The sequence below is a fragment of the Ferrimonas sp. SCSIO 43195 genome (assembly GCF_023716685.1).
GTDB lineage: Bacteria > Pseudomonadota > Gammaproteobacteria > Enterobacterales > Shewanellaceae > Ferrimonas > Ferrimonas kyonanensis.
Window position 1 is genome coordinate 2796232 of the sequence record NZ_CP072679.1, and the last position, 16495, is coordinate 2812726.

Genomic DNA, 16495 nt, shown 5'->3' on the forward strand with positions numbered 1-16495 from the left:
TCACGGCTGCCCCCGCGGGCAGCCGTGTTGACTCCGGCGCCACTCCCCGACCCGATTCCCTGCCACCAAAGTGCCGCTATGGCGGCGATAATATTGACCGAAACCTTGTGTAACAGTATCCTGAGCCCGTCGTTCCAGCACCAAGGCCAAGCATGTATCGTCAGTCCGTCACCATTGCCGCCAAGCAAGGCATTCATACCCGTCCTGCGGCCCTGTTGGTCCAGCAGGCCAAACAGTTTCCCTGCGATATCATCGTGTTTTGTAACGGCAAGCAGGCCAGCGCCAAAAGCTTATATCGGCTGCAAACCCTGAGCCTGGTCAGCGGTACCGAAATCGAAGTCACCGCCAGCGGTGATCAGGCAGAGCAGGCCGTCGATAGCCTGTGCCGCTTTATCGCCACCTTGGAATGACGTCGCCTTAACAGCAACCGAATACCGACCCTCGCCCAGCCGAGCGGTTCGCACCACCCGACATTGCACAGTGCGGCATCGCCGCAGGAGGACACGGAGTGTCACAGACCATCGTTGCACAGGTACTCTCTACCGGACTGATCCGGGGCAGCAGCTACCGATGTCACCGCCGCATTACACCGGTGGATCACTCTCGAGTCGATGAAAACGAAGTCGCCGGCGAAATCGCCCACATTCATCAGGCCCTGCAAGCCGAAGTCGCGGCCCTGGATGCCCTGTTGTCCCAAGCCTTGTCCGACGACGAACGTCAGTTAATGGAAGCCGACCGGCTGATGTTGATGGACGACGAGCTGGCCCAGGATATGTGCCACCATGTCGAGCTGCACCACTGCAATGCCGCCAGTGCCATCGAGCGGGTACTGTCGCCGATGGTGGATGAAATCAGCGCAATTGAAGACGCCAACCTGTGCAAGCGCGGCGTCGAACTGGCTCAGCTAAAACAGCGCCTCATTCAGCATGCCCTCGGCCACCGCTGTCCGCTGCCCACCAGTCTCAATGAAAAACAGGTGCTGGTAGTGGATTACCTGTCGCCAGCGGAATTCCTGCGTTATCCAGACATTGCTGGGCTGGTGGTCAGCCAGGCGACCTATCAGGACCACCTGGCCATCCTGGCTCGGGGCATGCAGATTCCGTTGATGGTGGTGACACCGGAACAGCTGGCGGGTCTGCCTCACCACCAAGAGATTCTGCTTGATGGCGAACAGGGCACGGTCACCATCAACCCCTCCCGAGTCCAGTCCGAAGCGTTCGAGGTCCGCTTCGAGCAATGGCAGGAGCGCCAACAAGCCATTGAAGCCGACGCCCTGTCTGCCGCCACCGATGCCGACGGCAACGAATTCAGCATCGGTGCCAACGTCTCGACCCTGGCCGAGCTGCCCCAGGTGGCCCGTTACGGTTGCCGGGAGATCGGTCTGCTTAGAACCGAACTGCTGTTTATGGATCGGCTCAGCCTGCCCAACGCCCAGGAGCAGTACCAGACCTACCGCACCATCGCCGAAGCGATAGCCCCCCACTCTATGACCATCCGCCTGTTCGACTTTGGCGCCGACAAGATGCTGGACGAGATGCCGGATGAAGCCAATCCGGCCCTGGGCCACCGGGGAATTCGCCTGGGATTGGAACAGCCGCAACTGCTGTTACCTCAGCTCAAGGCCATCGCTCGATTGAGCCAGGAGTTTGAGATCAAGATGCTGGTGCCAATGGTCAACCAGGTGGAAGAGCTGCAACAGCTGAGCGAACTGTACCAGCAGGCGGCAGCGGATCTGCCACTGGGGCCCCATAGCCGACAACCGCAGTTGGGAGTGATGGTCGAGACACCGGCGGCCGTAATGAACATCGATGCCATGGCGCCACTGCTGGATTTCATCAGCATCGGTACCAACGATTTGACCCAATACCTGTACGCGGCCGACCGCAACGATCCGACGCTGTCGAAATGGTACCGGCCGGTGTCACCGGCCATGATACGGGCTCTGGCCTACTGCTGCAGCCGTGCCAAAACCCACGGCCTGAACATCACCCTGTGTGGAGAGATGGCTTCTGACCCCAAGGCGTTGCCTCTGTTGCTGGCCATGGGCATCGATGGCCTGTCGCTGGTGCCGACCCAGCGACCACTGATTAAATCGGTGCTGGCACGGCTCAAAGTCAGCCAATGTCAGCAACTGCTGGACCGAGCCCTGAAGACCCAAACTACCCGGGAATTAGGCTCTATACTTAACTCGCTGTGATTTAAAATAAAAATCCGATAATATCAACGATAACAGGGATAAAGGAAAAGAGGTGGCCATGGGATTTTTCAGCCGCATGCAAAGAATGATGAAAAGCGCTTCCCCCACCGGTGGCATCGAGGTCATCGCCCCGGTGTCCGGCGAAGTGGTGGATATCGAAAAAGTCCCTGATGTGGTGTTCTCACGCAAGATCATCGGAGATGGCATCGCCATCGATCCTGACGGTGACACCATCTACGCGCCCATCGATGGCACCATTGGCAAGATTTTCGAATCCAATCACGCCTTTTCCATCGAATCGCCCCTGGGACTGGAGTTGTTTGTCCACTTCGGCATCGATACGGTGGAACTGCGAGGCAACGGCTTCGAGCGCATCGCCCAAGAGGGTCAGCGAGTCAAGGCCGGCGATCCGGTGCTCAAGTTCGATCTCGACTACCTGCGCCAGCACGCCAAGAGCGTATTAACTCCGCTGGTGATCGCCAATATGGAAGACGTTAAAGACCTTCACAAGGCCGAAGGCAAAGCGGTCGGGGGGGAGACTCCGGCCCTGCAAGTCTTCCTGTAAGCTACGCAAATATCTAAAAAAGGCCGCTGTTGCGGCCTTTTTTGATTCACAATTCTGACACCTGAGCTTAACCCATTCGACACACACCACGGCTAACCTGCTTGCGCTTACACATTAAGGACAACTACCTACAGGAAGCCGTTATGAAACACGTATGGGGCACCGTCGCCACTGCCGTGGCTCTGGCCATCAGCCACAGCGCTGTCAGCCAGGTTCTGCCAAACTACCAGGCCAGCAACCCTTGGTATCAGCAAAGCCAACAAACTCTGAACAATAAACTGGCGCCGGAAACTCGCACCAAGGCCAAGAACGTCATCCTGTTTGTCGGCGATGGCATGGGAGTTTCTACCCTCACTGCCGCCCGCATTCTGGAGGGCCAGCAGCAGGGGTTGCAGGGCGAAGAGAACGCCCTCAGCTTTGAGAAATTCGACCACACCGCGTTGGTGAAGACCTACAACGTCGATGCCCAGACTCCGGACTCCGCCGGCACCATGACGGCGATGATCACCGGCGTTAAGACCGACGTTGGCGTCATCAGTATCGATGAGGACATCAGCCGGGGCGACTGCAGCACCGTAGCCGGCAATGAACTGACCACCGCCCTGGAACTGGCAGAGCTGAAAGGCCTGGCCACCGGGGTGATCTCCACCGCCCGCATCACCCATGCGACGCCCGCCGCCACCTACGCCAAATCTGCTGACCGCAACTGGGAGGACATCTCTGACATGCCAGAATCGGCGGTCAATGGCGGCTGTCAGGACATTGCCGACCAGCTGATCAACTTTGAAACGCTGCTTGAGGCCCGCTTCGACGGCGCCGACGTCGATGGCATCGACGTGGTCATGGGCGGCGGCCGCCGCCACTTCCTGCCCAAAAACGAAGCCTACAACACCGACGACGCCGTCAGCGCCATCGAGGGCGATCGCACCGACGGCCGCGACCTAACCGCCGAGTGGCAGGCCAAGTACCCTCAAGGCAACTACGTCTACAACCAGGCCGGCTTTGACGCCATCGATGCGACTAGCGCCACTCAGGTACTTGGCCTGTTCAACGAGTCGCACATGCGTTACGAGGCCGATCGCACTAACGATCTCGGCGGTGAACCGTCCCTGAGTGAGATGACCGCCAAGGCCATCGACATACTCGACAACAACGACAATGGCTATCTGCTGGTGGTCGAGTCCGGTCGCATCGACCACGGTCACCATGCCGGCTCTGCCTACAACGCCCTCACCGACACCATTGAGTTCTCCAATGCCGTCGAACTGGCCCGCCAACACGCCAGTGACGACACCCTGATTCTGGTCACCGCCGACCACAGCCACGTATTCACCCTGGCGGGCTATCCCCGCCGCGGCAACCCGATTCTGGGCAAGGTGGTGGACACCTCAGGCAACCTCTCCACCGATGCCAATGGTCTGCCCTACACCACCGCCGGCTACACCAATGGCCTGGGATTCCGCGATCTGGGCGATGAAACCGACGCCGACGCCGGCTATGGCGAAGCCGCAGCCAATGGCCGCATCGACATCAGCGCCATCGACACTACCGCCAGCGGCTACCATCAGGAAGCGCTGATTCCGCTGAGTTCTGAAACCCACGCTGGGGAAGACATCAGCCTGCACGCCAACGGGCCTGGGGCTCAGTTCGCCCAAGGGGTGATGGAACAGAACCAGATTTTCCACCTCATCGACAATGCCCTCACCCTGGTCGCTAAGTAAGGAATGCCGACAATGAAAACCCTGACTAAGACTCTGCTGGCCCTGGCCATCACCTCCTCACTGACGGCCTGCAGCGACGACGATGACAACAGCCAGACCGGCGGCGGTACCCCACCGACGGGCGCCGTTGAAATCACCAAGGGCGACATCGCCACCAACACCGACAGCCCTTGGTACACCGATGCCGAACAGGCATTACAATCCACCATTGACCGGCCAATCAACGCCAAACGCGGCGGCGCCAAAAACGTGATTCTGTTTGTCGGCGACGGCATGGGCGTGTCCACCGTAACCGCCGCCCGAATCCTCGATGGCCAGCTCAAGGGCGGCAGCGGTGAGGAAAACAGCCTCAGTTTTGATGCCTTCCCCTACGCCGGATTGGTAAAGACTTACAACGTCGATGCCCAAACGCCGGATTCCGCCGGCACCATGACCGCCCTCATCAGCGGCGTCAAAACCGACGTCGGCGTCATTGGCGTCGATGAAGACGTGATTCGCGGTGATTATCGCACCGTGGCGGGCAATGAACTGATGACAGCCATCGAGATGGCAGAGATCGCCGGCATGGCCACCGGAGTGATCTCCACCGCCCGAATTACTCACGCCACCCCCGCCGCCACCTACGCCAAGTCGGCAGATCGTAACTGGGAAGACGTCTCCGACCTGCCCGACGAGGCGGTGGCCGCCGGCACCGCAGACATTGCCGATCAACTGGTCCACTTTGAGACCTACCTGGAAAGCCGCATTGACGGCCTGGATGTCGATGGTCTGGACGTGGTCATGGGCGGCGGCCGCCGCCACTTCCTGCCAAAGGATGCCGCCTACAACAGCCCCGATGCCGTCAGCAGCAAAGAGGGCGATCGCACCGACGGCCGCGACCTGACCGCCGAATGGCAGGCCAAATACCCAAGCGGCACCTATGTGTTCGACCAGAACGGATTTGACGGCATCGATGCCGCCACCACCAGCCGGGTTTTCGGTCTGTTCAACGAATCGCACATGCAATACGAAGCCAATCGCGGCAACGACGTGGCCGGTGAGCCGTCTCTGAGCCAGATGACCGCCAAGGCCATCGACATTCTCGACAACAATGATAACGGCTACCTATTGGTGGTCGAAGCGGGGCGCATCGACCACGGCCACCACGCCGGCTCCGCCTACGGCGCCCTCACCGATACCATCGAACTGTCCAAAGCCGTTGAGCAGGCGATGGCCCTGACCTCGTCCGACGACACCCTGGTGATGGTCACCGCCGACCACAGCCATGTGTTCACCATTGCCGGCTACCCCCGTCGCGGCAACCCCATTCTGGGCAAAGTGGTGGGCGTCGACGGCAAACAGGCCACCGCCGCCGATGGCAAGCCCTACACCACCCTGGGCTATACCAATGGCCGAGGCTTTATGGATCTGGGTAATGAAACCGACGCCGATGCCGGTTATGACCAGCCCATCGCCAGCGGCCGCCACGACCTGACCGAGGTCGATACCACCGCCGCCGGTTACCACCAGGAGGCGCTGGTACCCCGAAGCTCTGAAACCCATGCCGCCGAAGACGTCGGCGTGTATGCGTCTGGCCCCGGAGCCCACCTGGTCACCGGCACCAACGAGCAAAACTACCTGTTCCACGTAATGGAATACGCGGCGGATCTCAGCGGCCGTGCCCAGGCTGCCCTGGACTAACCCCCCACTGTCAACAAGGGGAGCACAAAGGTGCTCCCCTTAGGAGTTCCCATGACACTGACTCACATACTCTTTGCTCTGACCCTAGTGATGAGCCTGGGAGCCCAGGCCCAGTGCGACGCCCAGCCACAACGCCTGATCGCCCACTACAGCCTTGAACAACCCGGTAAAGCGGTTCGCTCCCTGGAGCTGGTGCGCCTGGACAATCAGGTCGCCCTGCACTGGGCCGATGACGGACTGACTGAACGCTGGACCCGGCTGACCGGCGGACAACTGCGTTTAGAACGGTTGTTCGATCAATACCAGCGCGCCATCGAATACCAACCGGAAGATCTCAAGGCGCTGAACAGCGAGCGCGCCTGGAAGCGGCAATGGCAACTGCTGGATCCTGTGGCCCTGAATGCGCTGACAGTGACCACCACCTCGGGCGACGGCTGTGATCACCACCAGCACCGCAGCGGCGCCGGCACCGAACTGGTGTGGCTACCGGATCTGCAACTGGTGCAATCCCTGAGCTCACCGTCACAGACTCTGACCCTGCTGCAGCTCAACCATAGTGACATCGATGTGCAGCAGCGCATGCAGCACTGGGATCAGTTTGCCGCCACCGATTATGCCGATGTCGGCGACAACGAGCAGGATCCACTGTTGTCGAAGATGATCATTCAAGGTTTCAGTCGCCGCCAGGCCAACACCATCAATCACCACCACGGTCACGACCACTGAGTCCCACCGGGCAGCAAATGCTGCGCCCCTTCGGCACCGCCGCATTCTGCGGTGGTCCACCTCCCCTCCCGTGGTGAAATCTGTCGGCCTGGAGGCCACCGCCCCTGCAATCGGTCAAATTCTTCGCCACAGTTGACACTCCCTTGACGTTTGCCCTAGCCTAGACCTAAAGCCGACTGACTGGTCGGTAGCAGGCAATGGCGCGCCCTCAGCCGCTGCCACATCGCCTGCAACCACCGTCAGCCAAGGAGCGGCCCCTGTAAGGAAACCCGACTATGACTCAGACCCACGCTTCGTCCAGCCCGATGTTCGCCCTTCGACAGCGCCTCTATCGTCTCTGGGCCGCCATCGCCAGACCAATTTTTCAGCGCCTGCCCATCGCCACCCCCGAGGTACTCAGCGGTGATCAGTCTCTGGATAACGCCATCGCCCGCCTGGCCGAATCCGGCTACCGGCGTCCGGTGGTGATCACCGATAACGTGTTTGTGACCCTGCCCGTGTTTGGTCGCCTGACCGAAGCGCTGGAACGGCACCAGCTCACCTATTCGGTATTCAGCGACATTGTGCCGGACCCGGATTTCACCCTGATCGAGGCCGGGATCAGCCACTGCCGACAGCATCAATTCGACAGCGTCATCGCCATCGGCGGCGGCTCTTCCATCGATGCCACCAAGGTGATCAACGGCTGCGCCCACAACCACATCGACCCGCGCAAAATCGTCGGCCTGCTGAAATTGAGAAAGAAAGGCGCCTTCTTCGTGGCCATCCCCACCACCGCTGGCACCGGCTCGGAAGCCACCGCTGCTGCGGTGATCACCGATGAACACAGCCATCAGAAGAAGGTGGTGGTGAGCCTGAGTGTGGTGCCGGATCTGGCGGTGTTGGACGCCTCGCTGATGATGGGGTTGCCGCCGGCAATCACCGCCGCCACCGGCATGGATGCGCTGACCCACGCCATGGAGTCATACCTGAGCCGGTTTGCGACTGCTGAGACCGACGCCATGAACCTGGCCAGCATTAAGCGGATTTTTACCTACCTGCCACGGGCGTTCTCCCAGGGACAGCATGACGTCGAAGCCCGCCAGGAGATGGCGTTGGCGTCTCATCAGGCCGGCGTCACCTTCACCCGAACCAGCGTCGGCTGGGTCCACGCCATTGCCCATCAACTGGGCGCTCGCTACGGCGTCCCCCACGGACTGGCCAATGCCATGGTGCTGCCCCACGTGCTGGCGTTCTACCTGCCTTTTGCCAGTGCCCGCATGGCCCAGATGGCCGACGCCATCGGCATCGAGGGCGACAGCGACCAACACAAGGCCGAAGCGCTGGTAACCGCGGTCAATGAATTGTGTCAGACTCTGGCCATCACTCCGGAGCTGACCATGCTCAAGGAGGCGGATCTGGAGAGCATGAGTGACAACATCATCAGTGAAACCTACCGCAGCCCCTACCCGGTTCCCGGTTACTTCGATTCACAGGGGCAACTGCAGCAATTTCTGCGCGGCATGATGGCCTGAGGCCCACGAGTCCCGCCAACTGACCAAGGGGCACAGCCTGTGCCCCTTACCGATTCAGGCGCTAGAAAAACTCTTTGCGGATCTGGGACACCAGGTTTTTGCCGGAGCGGTGGTCGCTGCTGGTTTTGGCCAGATTGATTTTATAACGGGGGTCGCCTTTGAACATCAGCTTATAGTGGCGATTCTCCTCCTCAAAGCTGAAGCCCATCTTCTCGATCTCGGAGCGGGTTTTCTTATCCATGCTCTGATACTGACTCAGGGTCTGTTTGACCGCCGCCAGCAAACGGGCCCGCTCCCCCACCGGGGTATTGGCCTGAATCAGGTCGTCAATAAGATCGAACATGCGCGTGTTCGGCTGCGCGTTTTTCAGTGCCGCCTGCAGGACCTCCTGCACCAGATCTTTGCGTTCGCCCGGGTACAGATCCTGCTCCTGGCCTTCGCACACCAGGCTGCTGCCGGAGTGATCCTTGATGGCCCGCAGGTTCATCAGCTCGGAACGAAGGGAGTTGATGGTCAACTCCGCTGCCGCCAACTGCTCCTCCTTGGCCTTGAGTTCATCATCGAAGGCCGCCACAAACTGCTCCAGCTCGGCGGAGTCCTGTTGCTTAAGGGCACGAATTTTGGACCGCGACACCCGCTCACGCAGCTGCGACCAGCTGCAGCCTTTGATGCTGCGTTGGGTCACCAGTGAATCGCGAATGGTCCGCGCCACCTCCACCGCCAGGTCATTGGCGCAGGCAAAACGATCGCCGGGCAGAACCCGGGTTAACCCGCCATTTGGCCAGTAGATTCCCACGGCCCCCAGATACACGTTCTTACCCCCGGTCGCCTCCTTAAGGTCGAAAGAGAAGCGTCGGTGCGGCTCAACCAGCACGTGGGCCATGCCAGACAGCCACTTGGCCAGATCGTCCGGGTCAACGCTACAGCGGTTATACTCATCGGCGCTGCAATACACCACCGGCAGCATGTTGTCCGAGTCGCCGTTGATGATGTGGCTGATGACCGAAAAATCCGCCTCGTTGTCCTGCAACCGGGTCGGCTCATCGGTTAGCGTCAGGTTGGCGTCCTGGCCGCCGCCGAAATGCTCCAGGATCAGGCGGACAATGTAGGGCTTTTTCGCTTGAGGCGAATGGGTCAACGGCGTATCGGAATCGCAGGACAGCAGCACCGAGATCCAGAAACGGCCGCCGATCTTGGCACCGACAATCTCGGTGACCCAGCGCACCTGCTTGTTGTCCAGGTTTTCGTGGCGAACGCCCAGCCCTTGATAGTCAGACTCATAACAGTGCGCCAGCTGAATCTTCTCGTTCCCCTGCTGCAGTGGCCCTGGCGTCTGCAGCGTCAACGCCTCCAGATTATCGCGATTGAAGCTGGAGTGGGGGCTGCCATCCAGCCAGGTCTTGGCCACCGCCAGAATCGCCTCCGGCTCATGACCATGATCGACAGAGAATTGGGTATAGAACTTTAACATCGGGGTCGTTCACTCCTTGGCTAGGGCCGGCCAAATGGGCACCGCCACGATCACCGCCGCCCAGTAGCCTGAGCCGCAGCAATCAAAAAATCGTTATTCACCTGAGGGTTATAATTAGGGTTTAGGGGCAAAAACCCAAGGGTTTTGTGCAACTTTTTGGTTTGATGAACGCAAACTCAGACGCCAGATCATCATGACGATGAGCTGGCGCCTCTGGATAGGTTCAGGCTTTCGAGTGAGGAGGTGGTGACGATTCCAACTCTTCCAGTTGAGCCTTAATGGTTCTGAGCAAATTTCCCGGGTCATTGGTACCCAGCCTCACCACCTTGCCATTCTTACAGGTTAGCTCCACCGCTTCGGTGCCCGAGACGTTGTACAGCCAACCCTTGGGGATCAGTCGTATGCCCAGGCCTTCGTACCATTGGTTGTGCACTACCCGTACCGATTTCACTTCGGACACCGGCAGAGTACGCTTCCAAAACCAGGGGCCGAAAAACCAGCTGATACGGAGGCGATTGACTTCGATGGTCAAAGAGGAAAACAGCACCGCCACGATGGCCAGAATCAGAAAGGACAGCCACATCATCTGCCCTGCCGGTGCGCTGGCCGCCAGTGACAGCAGCAAGGCGGCGGCCGCCACAATCAGCAGCACCGCCACACCATGTTGAGTATGCCTGTAGATCATCTCTCCCCCCTAGTCGCCTCTGACACCCAGCATCGACGGCGACCTTGACTACCTCAGGATCTCACCTAAGTGTATGCAGGGGAGAAACATCACGCAAAACGGCGATGCTCAGGTGGAAGACAAACCGCTGTAGGGGTAGCCATTGGCCAGCAAGCGGCAGCGCAGCTGATCGATGAGTTCGCAGATGCCGTTGTCCTCGGCGAGCTGGGCCAGATCCACCTCCATGGCGAACATCTCACCGTCCTGAGTCAGCGGCACCGGACGGCCATCGGCGGGGGGCGTGGGGTTGTCATTGACCAGGGATTGCCATACGCCGACCTGGTTCAACTCACTCAACGGGTGGTAGGCCACGAACGTCAGCCGCGTATGGCTGTCGTCGGGATCCGGTTGAATCTCGGTGGCGTCCCAGTTTTTGTGCTGCCTGAGCATCGACGTTTCCAGGCCGGAGTCGGTCACCAGTCGCACCGACAGCATCCAATCCTCCGGCGTGGCCCGCTCACAATCCCGTACCGTATCACTCAAAAACAGAAACCGGGCGTCGTTCATGGGCGAATGTTCCCAGCACCAGCAATCAAAAGGGTTGTGCCCGGCGAGGCCATGATAGGTCGGCTCCCAGGACAGGAACCGGCACTGCAGCGCTTTAGCCAGGTGGTCGATGATTGGCAGAAGGCGCTGATGGTACGCCACCAGTAATCGCTGCGCCCGGCGGACATCCAACAGCGCCTGCTGCATGGACTCAACGGTGTTCTCAATTTCCATAGGGCGTTCCAATGAGGGTATTGGTATCGGCTTGCCGACAGATACCGTTTTTAATCTCTTTTAATCAAGAGTAACAGCTGATTACGACTTACCATACTAGGCATCGTCACAGGAAAATCGACTGAAATTCCATTGTGACCCCACCTTAGTTCACCCCGGTGGCGATGGCGGTTCAGGCGTCGGTTCAGCCGGGTTCAGGCCATCATGGTTACTCGTTAACTAGCATAACAACTTCGGCTTGCTCCCCTATGTGGCCGATGTCACAATGATCGACCCTATCTGTATCGGAGAGCCATGGATGATCCTGTTTGGCATAAAAAACTGCGAGCTCTTTTATATAGAAATACCTCAAGACTAGTCTGCTACACTAAAAGTCTGTTTTTTAAGCAACCCGTAGTGGGGGTTTGTATGCAAAACGATGGCTTTTCGGAAGTCTGGGGCGGTGTCCAAAAGGTCTACAGTGAGGGGAGAACGTGGGCTAAGGGCAACCCTTTCAAGGCAAGCCTAGCTATAGTCGGCACAGTCGCCCTTGTTGCTTTCGCTATCGCAGCTTTTAGCAGAAGCTCAACCCCTTCTTCAAGCCATAATTCCTGGTCAAACTTCAATCCAAAACCCAATCGGCGACATTCCCCTAAAAAACCAGAGGATCCGCCTAGCACTTCGGGAACAAATTCGGCCGAAGACAAGACTAAAGCGAGTACGTCAACAAAGACCAGTTCAACTAAGGCATCATCTCCTCTCCAAAGAGGCAGACCTTCAAAACACACTACCTGGCCTGGTCGAGATAGCACGCTTCCAACTGAGCCATCAATCTATAGAGCGTACAATCGCACCGATAACTCATTGGATTACATTGGCAAGAGCGTCAATCCTAGACGCCGACTCGGCGAGCACTTCCGAGCAGCATCGAACCCGATCCGCCCTGACACTCACGTGGTGGATATAATACCAGCCAAGCCAGGCATCACTGACTCTGAGCTTCGCGAAGCAGAAAAGATGCAAATATTTAAACATCAACCACGATGGAACAAAACTGTTGGAGGTAATGGAAGGTAGTAAAAGAGGAGCCACTCGGCTGCCTCTAGGTCCCTAGCTGTCTAGCTGAATATACCTCCGTCTTTTAAGGGTTCATCTGCTGTAACACATCTTCCATGTCCAGCTCTCCATCGGAGGCAGCTCTATATGTATCGAAGAAGATGTCTTCCTTCAGGAACAGCTCTAGTCCATAAGGAAGGCCATCTTTGCAATCTGCTCCAATCAACCACCCTTGCGCTAGGTGTTGACCTTGCAAACGATACTTAACGACATACCGCTGAAATTGCTTAGACGACAACTTGATCCCTGCACGCTCGAAGCGATTTCGGAATGATGTCTCCCAAGCTTGATTGGTGACTTCAAGCCAGTGCTTTCGAATACCCCAATAACCACTTTGAAACTGAGGCTGCTCATGTTGGCATTTCTCAGCAATCCAAAGCCAACCTTGAAGCTGTGTGTAATGTTCTAAGCCTGTAGCTCCAGCCGATGAAGGATTGAGTAGAGCCAAGGATAGGAGAGTTGCACATAGAACATGTTTCATTGCTCTATTCGTCGCCATACAGCATTAAACCCTTTTGGGCTGATGTCTACATAATGCCCTCCTATGCCTAGTACGTAGTTCTTTCCGTTTCTGAGGCGATTCAGGATTGGGTCGCTTAAGAACGCTGGAACCATAGCAACACGGATGAAGTTATTCATACACCTGCTATCTGCCTCAAATCCAATCTTGTTGACACTGGGGTGATCGAAGTCGATTGTATAGCGTTTCTCAGCCCTTTTTCTTGCACAGGATTGGTCTTGGAACCCGACACCAATAGCTGTGGTTTCATGGTCAGCAAGCATTAACGCAAAGTTGTCACCAAAGGCATCAGGGCCAGTTGCAATGAACTGATCACTAGGGAAAGCACTGGGCAACATATCAGGATGAACCCAAGTCACCTTCACTGGTGTACGGCTTTCGGCCCAGGAGGTGACTCCTGCAATGATTACTATCAGGGCGCCTGCCGCCAGCAGCTTGGTACGTTTTTTCATGAATTACTCCTTGTTAGATTTTGCGATCCTCTGGACGCTGGATAACGAGATTCCGACTCTTCGAGCAATCTCAGGTTTGGGTATTCCTTGTTCCAGAAGGGGAACAACTTCTTTTTTCTTGAGCATTGCTGTGGGTTTACGTCCTTTGTACTTTCCTCTGAGGCGAGCAAGAGCGATGCCCTCAGCTTGTCGCTCTAGCATGAGTTCTCTTTCAAAGGTCGCGATGGCTCCAACCATTGTCAGCATCAGCTTTCCTGTTGGGGTCTTGGTGTTAATCCCTAGATTGAGTATCTGAAGGGAGACCCCTTTTGCTTGGAGGAACTCTGCGATCTCGAGTAGATGACGGGTGTTTCTTGCAAGGCGGTCCAGTTTAGTTACCCGCACATGGTCACCTTCACGAACGAACTCAAGCATTAGTTGAAGCTGTGGTCTGTCATCCTTAGCACCACTTTCTTTCTCCTGAAAAACCTTGTCGCAATCAGCCAGAGCTTTCAGCTGAGCATCTAGGCTTTGTCCTGTGGTGGAAACACGGGCGTAACCGATAACGGCCATAGGAAACCTCCTGGTCAATAGGGCAAGGTACACTGACCAAGCCCGTCAAAAGGTGGGAAAGGGCCCATGTGACACGGAAATCCCGCTGTTACGGGGTTGGTCACATGAGCTTGGTTTATTGACTTGTGAAACAAATAGTTATAACCGGTCGTCGTGATAGTGATCGTGGTCAGTTTCTTCGGGAAGGAATCTAGACATCATTGCACTTAGGATGACTGGAATTGCAGCAACCAAGGCCGCACGAATGGTGTCCTGAAAAAGCTGTTTCAGAAACGTGCTGTCTTCGTCTTCATCGTCTTGCATCGAGAATCTCCTATAGTCAGGTAGCACGAAGCCCCACCCCCACATAGGTAGGAGTGGTGACATCCGGCTGTGGTTTGCGGTTGGATCAGTTCTGGTGGGGGCAGTCGATAGAGGACTGCATCTGGTAAACCCCATTACTGAGGTAGTGAAGGAAGTTGGCTTCCCAGAGGCGGAACAGTTGAAGGCATCGCCGGATTGGGTGTTCTCCAGCATACGCCTGGTAACCCACACCGCTGGTGAAGTCGAAATCCAATTCCTTGGCGAGCTCCACATGGGGGCCGTCACCAAAGTAGGCGAAGTCGGTGATGTAGCACAGCCGCCAGCTGCCCTTTGCTCCATACCGCTCTAACCTGATTTCGACCGGATGATAACCACCGGTAGCAGAGCTGTAGCTCGGATCTCTGTAGTTGAGCGTGAGACTTGTGCTGCTAGGCCATGTTCTCAGTACCTCAGCAAGGTGAAACTCCAACTGCCGTAGCAGGGAAAGCTTCAAGCGGAACGGCAGTCCTGTAGTGTCGATATGGGCAATCTGCGTCATAACCACCCCCACTCGGCGAAGGAGGTCACATCGGGGTTACCTATGACCAGGTGGTCCAACACTGGCACATCGATCACTGTTAACGCCCGCTGCAACTTACTGGTGATCTGGCGATCAGCTTGGCTGGGCTCCGCATGCCCTGATGGATGGTTATGGGACAAGATCACCGCTGCGGCGTTACAGCCAAGCACCGCCTTGACCACCTCACGGGGATAGACGTTGGCGGCGTCGATGGTGCCTAGGAACAGCTCCTGATACTCGATAACACGGTGCTGGCTGTCGAGCATCAGAACGGCGAAGACTTCCCGCTGCTGTTCAGCCAACTTCAGACGCAGGTAGTTCTTTGCATCCAACGCAGAGGTCAGGGAATCTCCAGGCTGTTGCTGGCGGCTCTCCAGAATGGTCAACGCCTTATGGATGATGTGGTCACCTGGGCGATGACCGGGATAGATGTGTGGGGGTGTAGGGTTAGACATATAGCCTCCTGAGTATGAATGTGGTTCTCAGGATTCTTATGCCATCAAGATGCTCAATCGCTCAAAAAAGGTACAAGAAACTCAGGTGAGATCCTGCTTGTCACTTAACCTCCACTAGTAAAAACCCCCGAGAGATTCTCTGATCCGCCAAATTGCCAATCACAGCGTATCCTGTTGATATTAAAAGGCTTTAACATTGACAAGCATACTCTTTCTGAGGTATTCTGCGAACATGTGTCAGAAAAGATCCGGCACTGTAACTGGAGACATCAATGATGATCCCATTCACCCACTCAACCCAGCTGGGGGATAACAGCTGGAATAAGTATTACACCTCGATGATGGCCAAGGGCCTACCGGCAATCCGCATCATCAAACAATCCAAATACAAGGTCGAACTGCAAGGGGAATACCCCTCTGTGGACACTGAAGTCGAAGAACGCCTCAATAAGCTTCTCTGTGATGGGCTCGAAAAAGACGAGTGGTACCGTGCAGGCCAAGATGGCTTCACGCTTTCTGGGGTCTCACCGGAGGTCGCAGAAGCACTTGCAGTAAGAACCTTCAATCTGCTGACCTCTGGCGACAGTGCTTACCGTCGCTATACCGCTAACGAAGTAGCCTCTCTAGCCCGTCCCAGTCAGTAGGGTTCGGCTCCCTGCTGAAGGGAGATATCAAGCCGACCTCCTCAACTAGGCTGTCTAACCTGCCGTAGTTGCAAGGTGCACAGGTCAATACCAGATTGGAGAGGTCGTTGTTGCCACCTCGGGCATGAGGAACCAAGTGATCGTACTGCAGCCACATCAACTGAAGTGCAGCATGCTGTTCGATGTTACGGGTTCCCCATCGAGCTGCCTCTGGATAACACCTATTAAGTATCTGCCTCACCTCCTTGCGTATTAGAGGTGTACCGCAGAACCGACAGTGAAAGCCATCACGCTTATGCAATGCATCACGCTCTGCGGTGTTGGGCATCCTTACCGGCACCCTAAGCTCTTGAGGGAGATGAGCAGGAGCTCCTGGTATCTCCCGACGCTGAACATAAGGGCTATTCGCTCCCCAGAGCGATTCCGTCCACTCACGCAACACATCCATATCAGATAGCCTCAGGAGCTCCTCTGCGAGCTCCTGATGGCCACTCAAGTGGGCAGATACCGCAGCATCAAGGTAGCGAGCGGCATCGAAGATCTCAGGGATAGGCTCCCGAAGGCAGTGCTTAACGTCCATGTTATCCATCTCCATCA

Annotated in this window: 19 protein-coding genes; 9 read left to right on the forward strand and 10 right to left on the reverse strand. The window is 56.9% G+C overall.

Translation table 11 applies throughout. The features are described from left to right. Positions 1-152 precede the first annotated feature (152 nt). The 7 genes from J8Z22_RS13080 to J8Z22_RS13110 all read left to right on the forward strand — a co-directional run bounded on the left by J8Z22_RS13080 (position 153) and on the right by J8Z22_RS13110 (position 8403). The gene (locus tag J8Z22_RS13080) at positions 153-410 is read left to right on the forward strand and encodes an HPr family phosphocarrier protein (protein ID WP_028111810.1); all 258 of its coding nucleotides are present in this window, start codon (positions 153-155) and stop codon (positions 408-410) included. 98 nt (positions 411-508) lie between these two features. Beyond that, positions 509-2197: a phosphoenolpyruvate--protein phosphotransferase gene (gene ptsP, locus J8Z22_RS13085; RefSeq protein WP_028111809.1), complete on the forward strand. Its 1689-nt coding sequence runs from the start codon at positions 509-511 to the stop codon at positions 2195-2197. A gap of 58 nt (positions 2198-2255) precedes the next feature. Further along, complete coding sequence (crr, locus tag J8Z22_RS13090; RefSeq protein WP_252006707.1) at positions 2256-2762, forward strand: PTS glucose transporter subunit IIA; 507 nt, start codon at positions 2256-2258, stop codon at positions 2760-2762. A gap of 143 nt (positions 2763-2905) precedes the next feature. Next, a complete protein-coding gene (locus J8Z22_RS13095) occupies positions 2906-4483 on the forward strand; it encodes an alkaline phosphatase (protein WP_252006708.1) in 1578 nt (525 codons plus the stop codon). Positions 4484-4495: 12 nt separating this feature from the next. Further along, entirely contained in the window at positions 4496-6163 is a 1668-nt protein-coding gene (locus J8Z22_RS13100) for an alkaline phosphatase (protein WP_252006709.1), read from the forward strand. 51 nt (positions 6164-6214) lie between these two features. Beyond that, entirely contained in the window at positions 6215-6889 is a 675-nt protein-coding gene (locus J8Z22_RS13105) for a hypothetical protein (protein ID WP_252006710.1), read from the forward strand. A 275-nt stretch (positions 6890-7164) separates the two neighbouring features. Continuing rightward, positions 7165-8403: an iron-containing alcohol dehydrogenase gene (locus J8Z22_RS13110; RefSeq protein ID WP_051252361.1), complete on the forward strand. Its 1239-nt coding sequence runs from the start codon at positions 7165-7167 to the stop codon at positions 8401-8403. Between the two features lie 61 nt (positions 8404-8464). Here the strand turns inward: J8Z22_RS13110 and J8Z22_RS13115 are convergent, their stop codons facing one another. From J8Z22_RS13115 to J8Z22_RS13125, 3 genes are all read right to left on the reverse strand, one after another. Further along, positions 8465-9874, reverse strand: a complete 1410-nt coding sequence (locus J8Z22_RS13115; RefSeq protein ID WP_252006711.1) for a hypothetical protein — start codon at positions 9872-9874, stop codon at positions 8465-8467. A gap of 223 nt (positions 9875-10097) precedes the next feature. Then, positions 10098-10559, reverse strand: a complete 462-nt coding sequence (locus tag J8Z22_RS13120; RefSeq protein WP_252006712.1) for a hypothetical protein — start codon at positions 10557-10559, stop codon at positions 10098-10100. 108 nt (positions 10560-10667) lie between these two features. Continuing rightward, the gene (locus J8Z22_RS13125) at positions 10668-11318 is read right to left on the reverse strand and encodes a hypothetical protein (protein WP_028111799.1); all 651 of its coding nucleotides are present in this window, start codon (positions 11316-11318) and stop codon (positions 10668-10670) included. 408 nt (positions 11319-11726) lie between these two features. Between J8Z22_RS13125 and J8Z22_RS22210 the strand changes: the two genes are divergently transcribed. Continuing rightward, complete coding sequence (locus tag J8Z22_RS22210) at positions 11727-12374, forward strand: GIY-YIG nuclease family protein (RefSeq protein ID WP_371878134.1); 648 nt, start codon at positions 11727-11729, stop codon at positions 12372-12374. 64 nt (positions 12375-12438) lie between these two features. Here the strand turns inward: J8Z22_RS22210 and J8Z22_RS13130 are convergent, their stop codons facing one another. From J8Z22_RS13130 to radC, 6 genes are all read right to left on the reverse strand, one after another. After that, positions 12439-12894 carry a hypothetical protein gene (locus J8Z22_RS13130; RefSeq protein ID WP_252006713.1) on the reverse strand — a complete coding sequence of 152 codons (456 nt, stop codon included), beginning with the start codon at positions 12892-12894 and terminating at the stop codon, positions 12439-12441. After that, positions 12891-13385 carry a hypothetical protein gene (locus tag J8Z22_RS13135; protein WP_252006714.1) on the reverse strand — a complete coding sequence of 165 codons (495 nt, stop codon included), beginning with the start codon at positions 13383-13385 and terminating at the stop codon, positions 12891-12893. Before J8Z22_RS13135 ends, J8Z22_RS13130 begins: the two co-directional genes overlap by 4 nt. A gap of 3 nt (positions 13386-13388) precedes the next feature. After that, a complete protein-coding gene (locus J8Z22_RS13140; protein ID WP_252006715.1) occupies positions 13389-13937 on the reverse strand; it encodes a recombinase family protein in 549 nt (182 codons plus the stop codon). A 138-nt stretch (positions 13938-14075) separates the two neighbouring features. Further along, the gene (locus tag J8Z22_RS13145; RefSeq protein WP_252006716.1) at positions 14076-14240 is read right to left on the reverse strand and encodes a hypothetical protein; all 165 of its coding nucleotides are present in this window, start codon (positions 14238-14240) and stop codon (positions 14076-14078) included. Between the two features lie 85 nt (positions 14241-14325). Next, positions 14326-14778, reverse strand: coding sequence for a DUF2787 family protein (locus J8Z22_RS13150; protein WP_252006717.1), 453 nt, complete (start codon positions 14776-14778; stop codon positions 14326-14328). Continuing rightward, complete coding sequence (gene radC, locus J8Z22_RS13155) at positions 14775-15254, reverse strand: DNA repair protein RadC (protein ID WP_252006718.1); 480 nt, start codon at positions 15252-15254, stop codon at positions 14775-14777. The genes J8Z22_RS13150 and radC overlap by 4 nt, the downstream gene beginning before the upstream one ends. Before the next feature lie 272 nt (positions 15255-15526). Here radC and J8Z22_RS13160 point away from each other — a divergent pair, with 272 nt between their 5' ends. Further along, positions 15527-15898: a hypothetical protein gene (locus J8Z22_RS13160; protein WP_252006719.1), complete on the forward strand. Its 372-nt coding sequence runs from the start codon at positions 15527-15529 to the stop codon at positions 15896-15898. Here the strand turns inward: J8Z22_RS13160 and J8Z22_RS22215 are convergent. Further along, positions 15861-16493 carry an HNH endonuclease gene (locus tag J8Z22_RS22215; RefSeq protein WP_371877970.1) on the reverse strand — a complete coding sequence of 211 codons (633 nt, stop codon included), beginning with the start codon at positions 16491-16493 and terminating at the stop codon, positions 15861-15863. The two genes, J8Z22_RS13160 and J8Z22_RS22215, sit on opposite strands and share 38 nt — an antisense overlap. Positions 16494-16495: the final 2 nt, after the last annotated feature.

What these genes read in the sequence shown, in the direction of transcription:
- J8Z22_RS22210 (WP_371878134.1), top strand. Translation starts at nt 11,727, where the DNA reads ATGCAAAACGATGGCTTTTCGGAAGTCTGGGGCGGTGTCCAAAAGGTC.
- J8Z22_RS13120 (WP_252006712.1), bottom strand. Translation starts at nt 10,559, where the DNA reads ATGATCTACAGGCATACTCAACATGGTGTGGCGGTGCTGCTGATTGTG.
- J8Z22_RS13150 (WP_252006717.1), bottom strand. Translation starts at nt 14,778, where the DNA reads ATGACGCAGATTGCCCATATCGACACTACAGGACTGCCGTTCCGCTTG.
- J8Z22_RS13130 (WP_252006713.1), bottom strand. Translation starts at nt 12,894, where the DNA reads ATGAAACATGTTCTATGTGCAACTCTCCTATCCTTGGCTCTACTCAAT.
- J8Z22_RS13105 (WP_252006710.1), top strand. Translation starts at nt 6,215, where the DNA reads ATGACACTGACTCACATACTCTTTGCTCTGACCCTAGTGATGAGCCTG.
- J8Z22_RS13125 (WP_028111799.1), bottom strand. Translation starts at nt 11,318, where the DNA reads ATGGAAATTGAGAACACCGTTGAGTCCATGCAGCAGGCGCTGTTGGAT.
- J8Z22_RS13110 (WP_051252361.1), top strand. Translation starts at nt 7,165, where the DNA reads ATGACTCAGACCCACGCTTCGTCCAGCCCGATGTTCGCCCTTCGACAG.
- J8Z22_RS13145 (WP_252006716.1), bottom strand. Translation starts at nt 14,240, where the DNA reads ATGCAAGACGATGAAGACGAAGACAGCACGTTTCTGAAACAGCTTTTT.
- J8Z22_RS13140 (WP_252006715.1), bottom strand. Translation starts at nt 13,937, where the DNA reads ATGGCCGTTATCGGTTACGCCCGTGTTTCCACCACAGGACAAAGCCTA.
- J8Z22_RS22215 (WP_371877970.1), bottom strand. Translation starts at nt 16,493, where the DNA reads ATGGAGATGGATAACATGGACGTTAAGCACTGCCTTCGGGAGCCTATC.
- J8Z22_RS13160 (WP_252006719.1), top strand. Translation starts at nt 15,527, where the DNA reads ATGATGATCCCATTCACCCACTCAACCCAGCTGGGGGATAACAGCTGG.
- crr (WP_252006707.1), top strand. Translation starts at nt 2,256, where the DNA reads ATGGGATTTTTCAGCCGCATGCAAAGAATGATGAAAAGCGCTTCCCCC.
- J8Z22_RS13115 (WP_252006711.1), bottom strand. Translation starts at nt 9,874, where the DNA reads ATGTTAAAGTTCTATACCCAATTCTCTGTCGATCATGGTCATGAGCCG.
- J8Z22_RS13080 (WP_028111810.1), top strand. Translation starts at nt 153, where the DNA reads ATGTATCGTCAGTCCGTCACCATTGCCGCCAAGCAAGGCATTCATACC.
- J8Z22_RS13135 (WP_252006714.1), bottom strand. Translation starts at nt 13,385, where the DNA reads ATGAAAAAACGTACCAAGCTGCTGGCGGCAGGCGCCCTGATAGTAATC.
- J8Z22_RS13100 (WP_252006709.1), top strand. Translation starts at nt 4,496, where the DNA reads ATGAAAACCCTGACTAAGACTCTGCTGGCCCTGGCCATCACCTCCTCA.
- J8Z22_RS13095 (WP_252006708.1), top strand. Translation starts at nt 2,906, where the DNA reads ATGAAACACGTATGGGGCACCGTCGCCACTGCCGTGGCTCTGGCCATC.
- radC (WP_252006718.1), bottom strand. Translation starts at nt 15,254, where the DNA reads ATGTCTAACCCTACACCCCCACACATCTATCCCGGTCATCGCCCAGGT.